This window comes from Ruegeria sp. CF3 (assembly GCF_056537365.1).
The window spans coordinates 690,835-704,900 of sequence record NZ_JBQFRK010000001.1; the positions used below are offsets into that span (position 1 = coordinate 690,835).

Here is a 14,066-nt window from a genome sequence, read left to right on the forward strand (position 1 = left end):
TTGTAGTTTATGGGTCCGTAGCGGATCACTTCGCGTCTGTTTAACCTTCCGCTTCGGCCCGGTTTTTGTACCGGTTGAAGAAGGAGAACGACGATCATGGCCGCCCTCCACACAATAACATTGCAATTTCAGAATACCTTATTAAGGCTCACTTTTTTCCTGATCTGCGCCGCAGCATTGTTCGCGGTGACGACCACCATTTTATCCGCGATTGGCATCCTGCCCTGGCTCTCGTTGCAGGCCGGTCTCAGCAACGGTGCAACGATTGACGCAGGCGTATATGTTCAGGCCGGATTGACCGCCCTGATCCTGATGCTGGTCTTCTATCTGCCATCGAACGCCCGCATGATGGCGCTTGAAAACACCCATCGTAAGTTCACAATGAATATGCAGGACGTGGCCGGGGCCTATCAGGTCGCCCATGCCGCCGACCGCAGCGGAGCCTTTGCGCTGGCCTCCGAATTCGACGCGGTGAAAGAGCGCATGGCCTTCCTGCGCGATCACCCCGATTTGCAGGGGCTCGAACCGCAGGTGCTGGAACTGGCTGCTCAGATGAGCCAGATCAGCCAGGAACTGGCCGAGACCTATGGGGACACAAAGGTCGAACGCGCCCGTGCCTTCCTGCGGCAACGTCAGGAAGAGGTCGAACAATTCCAGCAGCGCATCGAGGAAGCCCAAATCATCCAGCACGAGCTGCGCCAATGGACCCGAGACATCGAGATCGAGGAATCCATCGCCAAATCGCAACTCGCGCGCCTCAGGGATGAGCTGTTCGATCTGCTTCCGGAACTGTCGGCGCAATTGCAATCCCCCACGGACGATCAAACACCGGGCAGCGTGGTCGCGATGACCCCGCCGCGTGCCGCGGAATAGGCGCGTCTAGCGCCCGCAGCGGACGATGGCCCGAAGGGCCTGAGGACGTGGCGCGCCACCGGCGGTGAGGAAAGCCCGCAAGGGCTTGAAGAACCGCCCTTCCTCGGGCACCAAGGGCGACATGGCAAAGACACAATCCTTCACCTGCTCCGCCTGCGGTGCCTCACATACACGATGGTCAGGCCGCTGCGACGGCTGCGGCGAATGGAACACCATCGTTCAGGAAGCCCCGCTCTCGGCAGGACCAGTCAAGAAGTCGCTCGGGGGCAAGCGCGGTCAATCCATCGCACTCACCGACCTCTCGACCGAGGAAACACCCCCGCCCCGCACCCTCTGCGGTGTTGAAGAATTGGACCGTGTCCTCGGCGGCGGCCTTGTCCCTGCATCGGCGCTGCTGGTGGGCGGTGACCCCGGCATCGGCAAATCGACCCTTCTGCTTCAGGCTGCCGCACGTTTCGCGCGCAATGGAATCAAAACCATCTACGTCTCGGGCGAAGAGGCCAGCGCGCAGGTTAGGATGCGCGCGCGCCGCTTAGGTCTAGAAGAATCGCCGGTGCAATTGGCCGCTGAAACCAACCTTCGGGACATCCTCACGACGCTAGAGGCAGAAAAACCCGGCCTCGCCATCATCGACTCGATCCAGACGATGTGGGCCGACAATGTCGACAGCGCGCCGGGCTCGGTGTCGCAGGTGCGCGCCGCAGCGCATGAGCTGACGACATTTGCAAAACGCCACGGCGTATCGATCATCATGGTTGGCCACGTCACCAAAGAAGGCCAGATCGCTGGACCCCGTGTAGTCGAACATATGGTCGACACCGTGCTTTACTTCGAAGGCGAACGCGGGCACCAGTTCCGCATCCTGCGCGCCGTTAAGAACCGCTTTGGCCCAGCGGATGAGATTGGCGTCTTCGAAATGACCGGCAAAGGGCTGGCGCAAGTCACCAACCCCTCGGCCCTGTTCCTATCGGAACGCGGTAAGCCCAGCCCAGGTTCCGCCGTATTCGCAGGTATCGAAGGCACCCGCCCCGTGCTGGTCGAATTGCAAGCACTGGTGGCGCCGTCCCCCCATTCCCAGCCCCGCCGCACGGTTGTCGGATGGGATAGCGGGCGGCTCGCCATGATCCTTGCAGTGCTCGAAGCACGCTGCGGCATCCCCTTTGCCGGGCTCGATGTCTATCTAAACGTCGCCGGAGGGCTGAAAGTCAGCGAACCCGCCGCTGACCTCGCCGTTGCTGCTGCACTGCTTAGCGCTCGTGAAGACACCGCCCTGCCTGCCGATACGGTCGTTTTCGGAGAAATCTCGCTATCCGGGGCACTTAGACCAGCCCCGCAGACCGAAAACAGGTTGAAAGAAGCGCAAAAACTTGGTTTCACAGCGGCAATTGCTCCGGCAGGTGGCAAAACTGGCACTGTGGCAGGTCTGACACTCACCCGACCCTCTGATTTGGTGGGGTTTGTTGGCGAAACCTTCGGAGCAGGGTAAAGTCGCGCCTTGAGGGGCAGAAAACGAACAGGCGAGGGCCATGGAAGGTTTTACAATAATTGACGGGGTTGTGGCCCTGATCATCGTGCTGTCGGGCTTGCTAGCCTATTCGCGCGGTTTCATGCGCGAGGTTTTGGCCATCGCAGGTTGGGTCGCCGCGGCAGTTCTGGCATTCATCTTTGCCCCGCAGGCTGTGCCACTGGTCAAAGAAGTGCCAGTGGTCGGTGAATTCCTGCGCGACAGTTGTGAGCTTTCGGTGATTACCGGCTTTGCCGCCGTCTTCGCCATTGCACTGATCGTGGTCAGCATCTTCACGCCGCTATTCTCTTCACTGGTGCAGCGTTCTGCGCTTGGCGGCCTGGATCAGGCGCTTGGCTTCTTCTTTGGAATCGCACGCGGCATATTGCTGGTTGCGATTGCGTTCTTCGTCTACGACACCGTGATGACCGGTCAATCCTACACGATGGTCGATGAAAGCCGCTCGGCCAAGGTGTTCGAACAGTTCAGCAGCAGGATCGAGGAACAAAACCCCGAGGCGGCGTTGGGTTGGGTTACCGCCCAGTACGAAGAGCTGGTCGCAAGCTGCACCGCCGACAACGCCTCTGAGGGTTAATCAAACCAAATTCCAAAGAAAAGCCCGGTTTCAGCCGGGCTTTTTTGCGTTTGGTTCGGAAAAATCAGATAAACCCTTCGCCACCACAAATATTGCACCGGATGGTCTTCAGGCCAAAGCATCCGTCACATCGGCTTGAGATCGGCTTTCCATACTGGTCTCGGCTCTTGATCACTTCACCGGTTCCCTTGCAGATCTCGCAGGGTGCGCGCCCTGCCCCACGACATCGGTGGCAACGCCGCTTGACAGGTTTGTCCTTCGGTGTGTTTTGCTTGTGTTGCCACATGGCGTCTGCTCCACCAGGTATTGCCGGACTGCATGCAAAAAACCTTCGTAATGATATGACAGCATAGGTCTGTACATTTGTCATCCTAAACCCGCGGCGTGTACAATTCGCACCTGCGTCAAATCGCGAATGTGATCCTTTGATGACACACGCATCGTTTGGCATTATGTGGAGGCCATACCGACATGGAATCGGAGCTGCCGACCTTGCTGTATCTGTTTTCTTATGCGCTAGCCGCTTTCGTGCTTGTGCCTGAGTCCCGTGCAAACGGACCAAAACACACCATTCAGATACCCGTCCGCACCCGATCCGACCTGAACACCATCCTAAGCAAGTCATAGAAATTGGAGCCCGTGTATGTGTGGGATTTTGGGGATCGCAAGCCGGACACATGATGTCTTTGCGGAAATCTATGACGGCTTGCTGATGCTTCAGCACCGAGGTCAGGACGCCTCGGGGATCGTCACCTATAACGGCGAGTTCTTCCGTGAGAAGAAAGCAAATGGTCTCGTCAAAGACGTGTTCAATGCCAGTGACGCCGAAACCCTGTTGGGAAAGGTCGGCATGGGCCATGTCCGTTATCCAACCGCTGGCTCGCTCAGCGCGGCCGAGGCGCAACCATTTTTCGTGAACGCGCCTTATGGCATCTATCTGGTTCACAACGGCAACATCACCAATACCGAAGAACAGCGCGAAAAGGTTACCGCGAAATACAGCCGTCACCTGCGCACCACCTCGGATTCCGAGGTCCTTCTGAACGTACTGGCCGACAAGGTTGCGGATGCGATCAAGGTCAATGGTAATGCTGATCCGATCCGCAACCTGTTTGCCGGTGTCAAAATGACGATGGAGCGGGTTCAGGGGGCGTATTCGGTGATCTGCCTCGTCGCGGGCGTCGGGATGCTGGCCTTCCGCGATCCTTACGGCATCCGACCTTTGTCTGTTGCCAAGCGTGCTGCAACTGGTGACGGCGATGATTATGCCTTTGCTTCCGAAGATGTGGCATTTGGCATCAACGGTTTTGACAAGCTGCGCGACCTAGGTCCCGGCGAGGCGATCCTTATCGACCTCGACGGCAATATGCACGAGTTCCAGGCCGTTGAAGGTAAACTGACACCCTGCATCTTCGAGTATGTCTATCTAGCCCGACCGGATTCGCTGCTGGATGGGGTGTCGGTTTACAAAACCCAGATGCGAATGGGGCAGACGCTGGCCAAACAAATTCAGGACTCGGGACTTGAGATCGACCGGATCATCCCTGTGCCAGATAGCGCCCGCCCTGTCGCGCTTGAGGCCGCAAAGATCACAGGCATTCCCTATCGCGAGGGGCTTGTTAAGAACCGTTATGTTGGCCGCACCTTCATCATGCCAGGCCAGGAAGAACGGCAGAAATCCGTGCGTCGCAAACTGAACGCGGTGCCTTTGGAGTTTGACGGTCATAACGTACTGCTGATCGACGATTCGATCGTGCGCGGCAATACAATCAAAAAGATCGTCCAGATGTGCCGTGAGGCCGGGGCAAAAAAGGTCTATATCGCCAGCGCCTCGCCCCCGGTGAAATACCCCAATGTCTATGGCATCGATATGCCCACCCGACACGAGCTTGTCGCGAATGGCAAAGAGATCGAGGAGATTCGCGAAGAACTGGGTGCGGATGCGCTGTTCTACCAACATCTCGACGATCTGATCTGGGCTGCCAAGGAAGGCAACCCCGAGATCGAAGCTTTTGACTGTTCCTGCTTTGACGGCAACTACGTCACCGGCGTCGACGAGGAATATCTGGGCAGTCTGGAAAACAGCAGTCGGGTCAGCAAGAAGCGTGAAGATATGCAGGTGGTCGGCAGTTCGTGGAACGCGGCGAAACTTGCCTCGGGGTGATCGGGCGAATCGCTTTGTCCTGAGGCGTCGGCCTAGAGACTTGCGCTAGCCGCCATAGGTCAGAATCCGCCGACAACCTATTGCTGAACAGGCTGCATTTGCAAAGGGTTCGGTATGCGGCATACGAACCGCTCCGAACCGAGTGCTGCCGGCCTTTTGGTCCGGCAAATCCCGTGTTACCCGAATGCCGAAAACCACTCACAAAACGGGGTCCGGGCGCGCAGCTCGGCCACAGATCATGGCAAACGCAACGGTGAAAAGCGCCGCCACACAGGCGGGGGCGCTCAAGAAGAACGCGGTCTCGGTATTGGGTATTTTTGGACCCAAGGCGGACCTGCAAGCCCTGGTCCGCATGTCGTCGGGGCGCATTAAGAAAGTGAAACCCGGCAGTCGTGTCGGCCCGGGTAAGGTGGTCGCCATTGATGAAAATGGCGTTGTGCTGCGACAAAGCGGCCAGAACCGCCGGATCGACATTCCGGGCGGTTGATCCTGACTTGACGCTTTGCGCGGACGGGTTCAAACCCCCCTCATGACCGATCAGACCAAAATCGCCCTTATCACCGGGGCTTCTCGCGGGTTGGGCGCGGCGCTGGCTGAAGCGCTGGCCCCCGACTATCACATCGTCGCTGTCGCTCGCACTCAGGGCGGGCTGGAAGAGCTGGATGACCGCATCCAGGCAAAGGGTGGCTCGGCCACTCTGGCCCCCATGGACATCACCGATCCCAATGCGATGGCGACCCTGTGCCGGGGCATTCACGATCGCTGGGGCAAGATCGATTTGTGGTTGCATACCGCAATCCATACCTCAGCCCTGACGCCAGTGCATTTCGTTGATCCGAAGGAATGGAACAAGGCAGTCAGCATCAATGCAAACGCCACCTCGGTTCTGATCCCGTATGTCTCGCCTTTGTTGGGCGAAACTGGCCATGCCGTGTTCTTCGATGACCCGAAGGCAGGCGAGAAGTTCTATGGCATCTACGGCGCCACCAAAGCGGCACAGATGGCGCTGGCTCGCAGTTGGGCGACCGAGACCGCACGGACGGGACCGCGCGTATCGATTGTTGAGCCTGCACCGATGCCGACCGCTGTCCGTGCACGTTTCCATCCCGGTGAGGATCGGGATGTATTAACCAGCACTGCGGATGAGGCGGCGCGGATTATAGCACTGTTGTGAGAATGGCCCTGACGGGCCATGCCTCCGGCGGAGGTATTTCTGGCCAGATGAAGCGGGCGGACTAACCGATATGGACGCCGTTTCGCCCGGCGAGGTCGACGAAGAATTGCCAGGCGACGCGGCCCGAGCGTGCCCCCCGGGTGGCTTGCCACTCGATGGCTTCCGCGCGCAGAGTTTTTGGATCAACCTTGACGCCATGAGCGGCGCAGTAACGATCGATCATCGCTAGGTATTCGTCCTGATCGCAGGGGTGGAACCCCAGCCACAGGCCGAAACGGTCAGAGAGTGAGACCTTCTCCTCGACCGCCTCGGACGGATTAATGGCGCTGGAGCGTTCGTTTTCGATCATGTCGCGCGGCATCAGGTGGCGGCGGTTTGATGTGGCGTAGAACACAACGTTTTCCGGGCGACCTTCGATACCGCCATCCAGCACGGCCTTGAGCGATTTGTAATGCTGGTCATCGTGGCTGAACGACAAATCATCGCAAAACAGGATGAACCTGTGCGGCGCGGCACGCAGGTGGTTCAGCAAACGCGCGACCGAGCCCATATCCTCGCGCTGCAATTCGACCAGTTTCAGGTCAGGATGCTCATCCTGCAACGTACCGTGCACCGCTTTGACGAGGCTGGATTTCCCCATTCCGCGCGCGCCCCACAAGAGCGCGTTATTAGCCTTGTAACCCGCAGCAAAGCGGCGCGTGTTGTCCAGCAACGTATCGCGGGAGCGGTTGATCCCCACCAATAGATCAAGGTCGACCCGACTGACCTCTGTGACGGGTTCCAGCCGGTCAGGCTCGACATGCCAGACGAAAGCCGGGGCCGCATTGAAATCAGGTGTCGCCAGCGGCGCGGGCGCCATGCGTTCCAACGCGTCCGCAATGCGATTCAGGGCTTGGTCGTCCATCGGCTCCTCCGGGATGTTCTGGCGGAGTTCAACCATGTTCCGATCAACACAACAAGAGTAGCAATTGAAAAAGGCCCGCCTACCTTGGGCGCGCCTTTAAAGCTATTGGAACAGGTTACTTGTTCTCTTCGTAATCCTGCATCACGTCTGCGTCGGCTTCGGCCTCTTCATCGTCGTAGTATCCATCGGCGCGCAACTGTTCTTCGCGCTTCTTCTCGACACGGGCGACCAGGAATATTGAAATTTCATAGAGCCCGTAAACTACGACAAAGAGGATGATCTGGGTGATCACGTCCGGCGGTGTGACAATCGCAGCCAACACCAGAATGCCTACCACCGCATATTTACGCACTGCCCCCAGACCTTCGGCACTGACAAGTCCGGCCTTACCCATCAGTGTCAGCAATACGGGCAATTGAAAGCACAGGCCAAAGGCCACGATGAACTTGATGGTCAGGTTGAGATATTCCTGCGCCGAACCCTGAAACACCACGCTCAAAGGTGCGGTTGCGCCTTCTGCTACAGCTTCCCCTTCCGCTCCAAATTGCTGGAAACCGAGGAAGAAGTCATAGGCCAATGGCGTGACCACATAAAAAGCGAAGCTTGCGCCCAGCAGGAACATGAAGGGAGAGGCCAGCATGAACGGCAGAAACGCGTTCTTTTCCGATTTATACAGGCCCGGCGCCACGAACCTCCACATCTGCATCCCGATATAGGGAAAGGCCAGAATGAACCCGCCCAGCAGCGAAACCTTGATGGCGACAAAGAACCCTTCCTGCGGCGAGATGAAGATCAGCCCGCAATCCTGTCCACGCTCGGTCAGCACCTCACATAGCGGTTGCGTGAGGAAGTTGAACAGTGGCGTGGCCACGGTGAAACAGATGATCATACCGATCAGAAACGCCACAACGCAGTGGATCAGCCGCGTACGTAGCTCGGCCAGGTGCTCGATCAGGGGTGCCGAGCTGTCCTCGATCTCGTCGGTCTTGGTCATGTTTTGCTTTCGGTTTTCAGCGCTGCTTCGGCCTCTTCCGCCTTGGCCAGCGCATCTGCGGCTTCCTTGGCCTTGCGTTCAGCGGCAGCGCGGGCCGTTGTGGCTTGGATCTTCTTGGCTTGCTCTGCTCGCTCGGTGGCCAGCTTGCCGGTCTCGCTGTCAGGGTCGAACTTGGTTGGGTCGATAGATTTGGCCACGTCGCGCGCGGCTTCGTTGATCCCGTCCATCGCTGTACTAACCGGGTTGGTCGCCGCGTTCAGGCCCTTCTTGATCTCATTGACGCCTGCTTCGTCCGCAGCCTCGTTCATTGCAGTGCTGAATTCGCGCGCCATGCCGCGCGCCTTGCCGACGAACCGTCCGACATTGCGGAACAGCACAGGCAGGTCCTTTGGCCCCACCACGATCAACGCGACGATGCCGATGACCAGAAGCTCGGTCCAGCCCAGATCAAACATCTAGGCTCAGACCTTGTCTTTGTCAGTCTCAGGCGTGACGTCTTTGGCCAGCTCAGACGCGTCTTGTTCCAGCTCTTCCGAACCTTCCTTGATGCCTTTTTTAAACGAGGTAATGCCTTTACCCACTTCACCCATCAGCGAGCTGATCTTGCCGCGTCCAAACAGGACGAGAACCACAACAGCAATCAGCAGGATACCCGGAAGGCCAATATTGTTGAGCATGACTTGTCTCCTTCTACGTCGGCGCAGCGCGCCGTGAATATGTCTGGCCCCGTGTCTACGCCCGTACGGGCATCAGCAAAAGTGCGACAGATCAAATCCGCGCGCAAAATTGAACGGATCATGCGTTTTTTGCGGACTCGCATTTCTCAACTGACAGGTTTATGTCAGTTGATATCACCTAGAAGGACGATATCGAAACCTGGTCTACGGAGAACCACATGACCCATGTCGCAGAAATCGTCACCTTTACCCTTGCCGACGGCACAAAGCCCGAACAGTTCGTCAGGCTAAGCCAAGCCTCCGAAGCCTTCGTCCGCGCGGCTCCCGGCTTTACCCACCGCCAGCTAAGCCATGGCGAAGATGGCCGCTGGACCGACTATGTCGTCTGGACCGATATGAAATCCGCAAAGGACGCCGCTGCTGCATTCATGCAACAGGATTTTGCACCCGCTCTGATGGCGGCAATCAACCCCGACAGCGCCCAGATGCGTCACGAGACCGTGCTATGGAACATGACCGCCTAAGGGCGGCTCAGACGGCGTGTCATGCGCCGCACTGACCGCCTGTTCGACATCATACAGATCCTGCGCGATGGTAACTTGCACCGCGCGCAGGACATCGCGGACCGACTTGAGGTGTCGGTCCGTACGATCTATCGCGATATGGACACGTTGGTGGCCTCGGGCGTTCCTGTAGAAGGCGAACGCGGCGTAGGTTACATGGTGCGTGAACAGATCACGCTGCCCCCGCTAAACCTGACACCCGCCGAGCTTGAGGCTCTGAACCTCGGCATGGCGATCGTTGCCGAGGCCGCCGATCCCGATCTTAAATCCGCCGCGGAATCTCTGGCCGAGAAAATCGACGCCGTCTTGCCCACGCAGGTCATTGCCGAGGCCGACAGCTGGAAATTCGCGGTCTATCCCTTCGCTGATGTCGTACGCGGAATGGCACATATGGCCCCGATCCGCGCCGCGATCAAATCGCGCCAGAAATTGCAGCTCAGCTACCGTCGCATTGACGGCGCGCTGACCGAACGCACCATCCGACCGCTACATATGGAATACTGGGGCCGTGTCTGGACACTGACCGCCTGGTGCGAACTGCGCGATGACTTCCGGGTCTTCCGCATCGACCTGATAGAAAACGTCACGCCTCTGCCGGAACTCTTTATCGACGAACCAGGTAAACGGCTCAGCGACTACGATCCCAATGCGTGATCCGTCCTTCATCTGGCCCCAAATACCTCCGCCGGAGGCATGGCCCGGAACGGGCCATTTCGGTCACTTCAGGTAAGGCTCGGGATCAACCGACTCGAACCCTTTGCGCACTTCGAAGTGCACATATGCATTGTCGCCCCCGCGAAGCGAGGCGATCTTTTGTCCCCGTCGCACCCGATCACCTTTCTTGATGGTGATATTGTCGACATTGGCATAAACAGTCAGCAAGTCATTGTTGTGTTTCACAACGATGATCGGAACCTGATCCGCATCCGCGGTGATCGCGGCGACCGTGCCTGCCTCGGCCGCACTGACCGACGCGCCTGGCGCTGCGGCGATATCTATCCCCTCATTCTTACCCTTCTTGTAGGTCCGAATGATGGTGCCGCTCACCGGGCTTGCCAGCGCCGAGCTTCCCGAATTGGTCGGGGCCTCGGCTGTGATATCCGGCGCAGGCGTTGCCGCGGCAACTTTCTCATCCGGCAATGGCTGCGTCGCGCTCGGCGGCGTAGGAGTTGGTGAGCCTTCCCCCGGTTGGGTTACCGCAGTTGCCGTGGCGGCCGGCGCTGCTGCCCGAGGTGCCGGTTGATTCTTGACCGGGATCAACAGGTACTGGTCTTCGCGCACCATAAAGTCTGGTCCCAAACCGTTCCATTCTGCCAGAGACTCCACAGGCACCTGATAGAGGCGCGAAATTGTATAGGCTGTCTCACCCCGCTTGACCTTGTGCCGGATCGGCTCAGGCCCCGTAGCAACCGGTGCCGGAGCCGCAGCAGGTTGCGCGGGCTCCAATGTCGATGTCTGTACAGATCCTGTGTCCGGTGCCTCGTCAATCGCGGTTCCGGCAATGGTCGCAATATCAACATTGCTCGTCCCACCGACCGAGCGCGGCAAGGCCAGAACTTCACCGTCACGCAGGCTGTCATTTGGCTGCAATCCGTTAAACCGGGCCAATTCGGCCACCGGCATGCCGATCCGGGTGGCGACATCGCCAACTGTATCCCCACGGCGGGCTACCGCGACCTGATAGTTCGGATAGGTGATCACGCCACGCGCATCCGGCGTCGGGCGGTTGGCGGTCGCTGCAAGGGCGGCATCTGCAGTGGAGAACCCGCCGACATTGCCGCGAAGGTCATAGTCATATGGCCCTTCACACCCGGCCAGAATTGCCAGCGCGGCAACACCTGTCGCATAGCGGCGCATTGCTGATTTGGAAACTGCTCTCATTTTACTGTCCTCAACACCTGCCCCTGTTCTCCGGGGTTCTGGCGCCTCTAATATACCTTTACGCTCCGTCTTTTCCCAGCCCCTCAAGCAAGGGCACAAAACGGACCGGCAACAATTCGTCATAGTCCAGACCGGTTTCAGTGCGCGTGACCCGGATTAGGGTCTGCACCGCGTCCGACTGGCCCACGGGTAACACCATGATACCGCCGATTTTCAACTGCGCCAAGAGCGGCCCCGGAGGATCTTCGGCGGCCGCGGTCACAATGATACGGTCAAACGGGGCCTGTTCGGACAGGCCAAACGATCCATCCGACAGCATCGCGGTCACATTCGTCAGCCCCAGCTCACGGAACAGTTCTCCCGTTTCGCGCACCAGCCTCTTGTGCCGCTCAACCGTGTAGACCCGGCGCGCCAGCTTGGACAGGATCGCCGCCTGATAGCCCGAGCCGGTGCCGACCTCTAGAACCGTATCACGCGGACGCACCTGCAGCGCCTGCGTCATCAGCCCCACAACCGAAGGCTGGCTGATGGTCTGGCCACAGGCAATAGGCAGTGGAGTGTCCTCATAGGCCCGGTCCGCGAACAGGCCTTTGACAAACTGCCCCCGGTCAACCTGTTCCATCGCCGCCAGCACACGTGCATCCGTCACCCCGCGCGAGCGCAAGGCAAACAGGAACTGCATTATGGTTTCTGCGCTTGGTCCAGTCATTCGATGACCTTTAGCGCCTCGAGCGTGTCATATGCTGTCAGATCAGCGCGCATCGGAGTGACCGAGATATATCCTTCCAGATTGACCGCCGCATCCGTGCCCGGAGCAGTCGGGTTATGTTGATACCCGCCCTTAATCCAAAGGAACCGGCGACCCGAGGGCGAGCTGTGCGGCTCGACAGAGAAATGTGTATCGCGTCGGTACCCCTGCGGGGCCACGCGCGTACCCAGCACCTCACCTGCGGGAACCGGAGGGAAATTCACATTATAGAACAGACGATAGTCGCCCTGCTGCTCGGGTGTCGCATCAAGAATGCGGCGCACCAGATCGGCCCCAAATTTGGCAGCCGCCTCAAACGGATCGTCCAGCCCCAGATTGCGCGGCCCGAAATACTGAGACAAGGCAATCGCGGGCACACCCTGCAACGCCGCCTCCATCGCGCCGCCGATAGTACCCGAATACAGCGTGTTCTCAGCCGAATTGTTGCCCCGGTTCACCCCTGACAACACCAGATCGGGCGGCGCGTCCTTCATAACGTCGTGCAAACCGGCCAACACGCAATCCGCCGGAGACCCTTCGGCGGCATAGCGACGCTCGCCCAGTTTGGCGACCATCATCGGGTGGGTATAGCTGATGCAATGGCCCACGCCCGACTGTTCAAATGCAGGCGCGACGACCCAGACCTCGCCATCGGGACCGGCCAGTTCAGCCGCGATCGCTTCAAGTACAATCAGTCCCGGCGCATTGATGCCGTCATCATTGGTCAGAAGAATTCGCATGCCCGGTCCACCCCTCGTTTTGCCCTTGATAGACCCGCCTCAGCGCTGCGACAAGCAATGCACATGCGCAATCTGAGGCTTTCACGCACCACTTGGATGAAAATGCAGGATTTGAGCGTCAGGCCGGGAATACAAAACACCGGTCGCGGCGAATGGTCAGCCACATGACACGGCCCTCTTTGGGCACAAAGACGTTCGGGACCGTCGCCTTCAGGATCGAGCCATCATAGTCCATGCGAAACTCGACAAGGCTTTCATTTCCCAAAAACCGAGCACGCTCAACCACGCCTCGGGCGGCAATGCCGTCTGTCGGCGTCGGCGCAGGCCCTTTGCCATTGCGGTCGAAGTCCAGCTTGACGTGCTGGGGTCGAAACACGATTTCAACATCGGTCGCGTCCGGCACACCGGGCGCAAGAAAACGGCCAAACGGAGTATGCGCCAACGCACCATTAACTTGAGCCTTCAACACATTGATATCACTAAAAAACGAAACTGCTGCCTTGTCTGCAGGCCGGGTATAGACATTGTATGGCGCCCCCTGCTGCACAATCTTGCCGCGCCGCATCAGCGCGATTTCATCAGCCATTCGCATCGCCTCGTCCGGCTCATGCGTGACCAACAGAACAGCAGCGTCCTCTTCTTTGAGGACTGCGAGCGTTTCGTCCCGAATGCCGTCGCGCAGACGGTTATCGAGGCCCGAGAACGGCTCATCCATCAGCATGATCCGCGGACGTGGGGCCAAAGCACGGGCCAGAGCAACCCGCTGCTGCTCACCCCCAGATAACTGATGCGGAAATCCATCGATGAACCGCATCAGATCGACCTTGGTCAGCAGTTCCTCGACCCGCGCGCGTTTCTGCTCTTTGCTGCCTTTCAGGCCGAACGCGACGTTATCCGCTACGCTGAGATGTGGAAACAGCGCAAAATCCTGAAACATCAGCCCAATCTCGCGCCGTTCGGGCGGTACGCGGAATACCGTGTCACAGATCAGCTTGCCATCGACGTAAATCTCGCCCGAGGTCTGCATTTCGACCCCCGCGATCATCCGCAATGTGGTCGACTTTCCGCAGCCCGAAGGCCCCAGCAGGCAAGTCACCTGCCCCGCGTGTACGGTCAACGATACATCATCCACGACCGTCCGCCCGCCAAAGCGCGCAATCAGATTGCGGATTTCCAATCGAGGAGGAGTTGTCGTCACTGTCACCGATGGACCCCATTGCCTTTCCCGATCAAATCCATCGGGCTTAGG

17 protein-coding genes are annotated in these 14,066 nt (G+C 58.7%); 9 read left to right on the plus strand and 8 right to left on the minus strand.

Going from position 1 to position 14,066, the window contains the following annotated elements; translation table 11 throughout:
- Positions 1-96 precede the first annotated feature (96 nt).
- The 7 genes from ACR0KC_RS03485 (at position 97) to ACR0KC_RS03515 (ending at position 6,310) form a co-directional block, all read left to right on the plus strand.
- On the plus strand, positions 97-873 hold the full coding sequence (locus ACR0KC_RS03485) for a DNA repair protein (protein ID WP_170421961.1): 777 nt from the start codon (positions 97-99) through the stop codon (positions 871-873).
- Between the two features lie 121 nt (positions 874-994).
- Positions 995-2,359: a DNA repair protein RadA gene (radA, locus tag ACR0KC_RS03490; RefSeq protein ID WP_480771482.1), complete on the plus strand. Its 1,365-nt coding sequence runs from the start codon at positions 995-997 to the stop codon at positions 2,357-2,359.
- A gap of 40 nt (positions 2,360-2,399) precedes the next feature.
- Positions 2,400-2,972, plus strand: coding sequence for a CvpA family protein (locus ACR0KC_RS03495; RefSeq protein WP_170595435.1), 573 nt, complete (start codon positions 2,400-2,402; stop codon positions 2,970-2,972).
- Between the two features lie 471 nt (positions 2,973-3,443).
- Positions 3,444-3,599 (plus strand): hypothetical protein, encoded by a 156-nt coding sequence (locus ACR0KC_RS03500; RefSeq protein ID WP_480771483.1) that lies wholly within the window; start codon positions 3,444-3,446, stop codon positions 3,597-3,599.
- A 16-nt stretch (positions 3,600-3,615) separates the two neighbouring features.
- Positions 3,616-5,136, plus strand: coding sequence for an amidophosphoribosyltransferase (purF, locus tag ACR0KC_RS03505; RefSeq protein WP_170396815.1), 1,521 nt, complete (start codon positions 3,616-3,618; stop codon positions 5,134-5,136).
- Positions 5,137-5,374: 238 nt separating this feature from the next.
- Entirely contained in the window at positions 5,375-5,623 is a 249-nt protein-coding gene (locus ACR0KC_RS03510; protein WP_480771484.1) for a hypothetical protein, read from the plus strand.
- 42 nt (positions 5,624-5,665) lie between these two features.
- Complete coding sequence (locus tag ACR0KC_RS03515) at positions 5,666-6,310, plus strand: SDR family NAD(P)-dependent oxidoreductase (protein ID WP_170396811.1); 645 nt, start codon at positions 5,666-5,668, stop codon at positions 6,308-6,310.
- Between the two features lie 61 nt (positions 6,311-6,371).
- On the opposite strand, the gene ACR0KC_RS03520 is transcribed toward ACR0KC_RS03515, so the two are convergent.
- From ACR0KC_RS03520 to ACR0KC_RS03535, 4 genes are all read right to left on the minus strand, one after another.
- On the minus strand, positions 6,372-7,214 hold the full coding sequence (locus ACR0KC_RS03520) for an ATP-binding protein (protein ID WP_480791084.1): 843 nt from the start codon (positions 7,212-7,214) through the stop codon (positions 6,372-6,374).
- A gap of 115 nt (positions 7,215-7,329) precedes the next feature.
- Complete coding sequence (gene tatC, locus ACR0KC_RS03525; protein ID WP_170396809.1) at positions 7,330-8,208, minus strand: twin-arginine translocase subunit TatC; 879 nt, start codon at positions 8,206-8,208, stop codon at positions 7,330-7,332.
- Positions 8,205-8,663 carry a Sec-independent protein translocase protein TatB gene (tatB, locus tag ACR0KC_RS03530; protein ID WP_170396807.1) on the minus strand — a complete coding sequence of 153 codons (459 nt, stop codon included), beginning with the start codon at positions 8,661-8,663 and terminating at the stop codon, positions 8,205-8,207. Before tatB ends, tatC begins: the two co-directional genes overlap by 4 nt.
- Positions 8,664-8,669: 6 nt before the next feature.
- The gene (locus ACR0KC_RS03535) at positions 8,670-8,885 is read right to left on the minus strand and encodes a twin-arginine translocase TatA/TatE family subunit (protein WP_010440381.1); all 216 of its coding nucleotides are present in this window, start codon (positions 8,883-8,885) and stop codon (positions 8,670-8,672) included.
- Between the two features lie 218 nt (positions 8,886-9,103).
- Here ACR0KC_RS03535 and ACR0KC_RS03540 point away from each other — a divergent pair, with 218 nt between their 5' ends.
- Together ACR0KC_RS03540 and ACR0KC_RS03545 are read left to right on the plus strand one after the other, a co-directional pair.
- On the plus strand, positions 9,104-9,409 hold the full coding sequence (locus ACR0KC_RS03540) for a hypothetical protein (protein ID WP_170406158.1): 306 nt from the start codon (positions 9,104-9,106) through the stop codon (positions 9,407-9,409).
- Between the two features lie 21 nt (positions 9,410-9,430).
- Complete coding sequence (locus ACR0KC_RS03545) at positions 9,431-10,102, plus strand: helix-turn-helix transcriptional regulator (RefSeq protein ID WP_170509576.1); 672 nt, start codon at positions 9,431-9,433, stop codon at positions 10,100-10,102.
- A 63-nt stretch (positions 10,103-10,165) separates the two neighbouring features.
- Here ACR0KC_RS03545 and ACR0KC_RS03550 read toward each other — a convergent pair whose 3' ends face one another.
- The 4 genes from ACR0KC_RS03550 to ACR0KC_RS03565 all read right to left on the minus strand — a co-directional run bounded on the left by ACR0KC_RS03550 (position 10,166) and on the right by ACR0KC_RS03565 (position 14,021).
- A complete protein-coding gene (locus ACR0KC_RS03550; protein ID WP_170406164.1) occupies positions 10,166-11,329 on the minus strand; it encodes a peptidoglycan DD-metalloendopeptidase family protein in 1,164 nt (387 codons plus the stop codon).
- Between the two features lie 58 nt (positions 11,330-11,387).
- The gene (locus tag ACR0KC_RS03555) at positions 11,388-12,038 is read right to left on the minus strand and encodes a protein-L-isoaspartate(D-aspartate) O-methyltransferase (RefSeq protein WP_170509978.1); all 651 of its coding nucleotides are present in this window, start codon (positions 12,036-12,038) and stop codon (positions 11,388-11,390) included.
- Positions 12,035-12,817: a 5'/3'-nucleotidase SurE gene (gene surE / locus ACR0KC_RS03560; protein WP_170610958.1), complete on the minus strand. Its 783-nt coding sequence runs from the start codon at positions 12,815-12,817 to the stop codon at positions 12,035-12,037. The genes ACR0KC_RS03555 and surE overlap by 4 nt, the downstream gene beginning before the upstream one ends.
- A gap of 118 nt (positions 12,818-12,935) precedes the next feature.
- Positions 12,936-14,021: an ABC transporter ATP-binding protein gene (locus ACR0KC_RS03565; protein WP_170396795.1), complete on the minus strand. Its 1,086-nt coding sequence runs from the start codon at positions 14,019-14,021 to the stop codon at positions 12,936-12,938.
- Between the last annotated feature and the right edge of the window lie 45 nt (positions 14,022-14,066).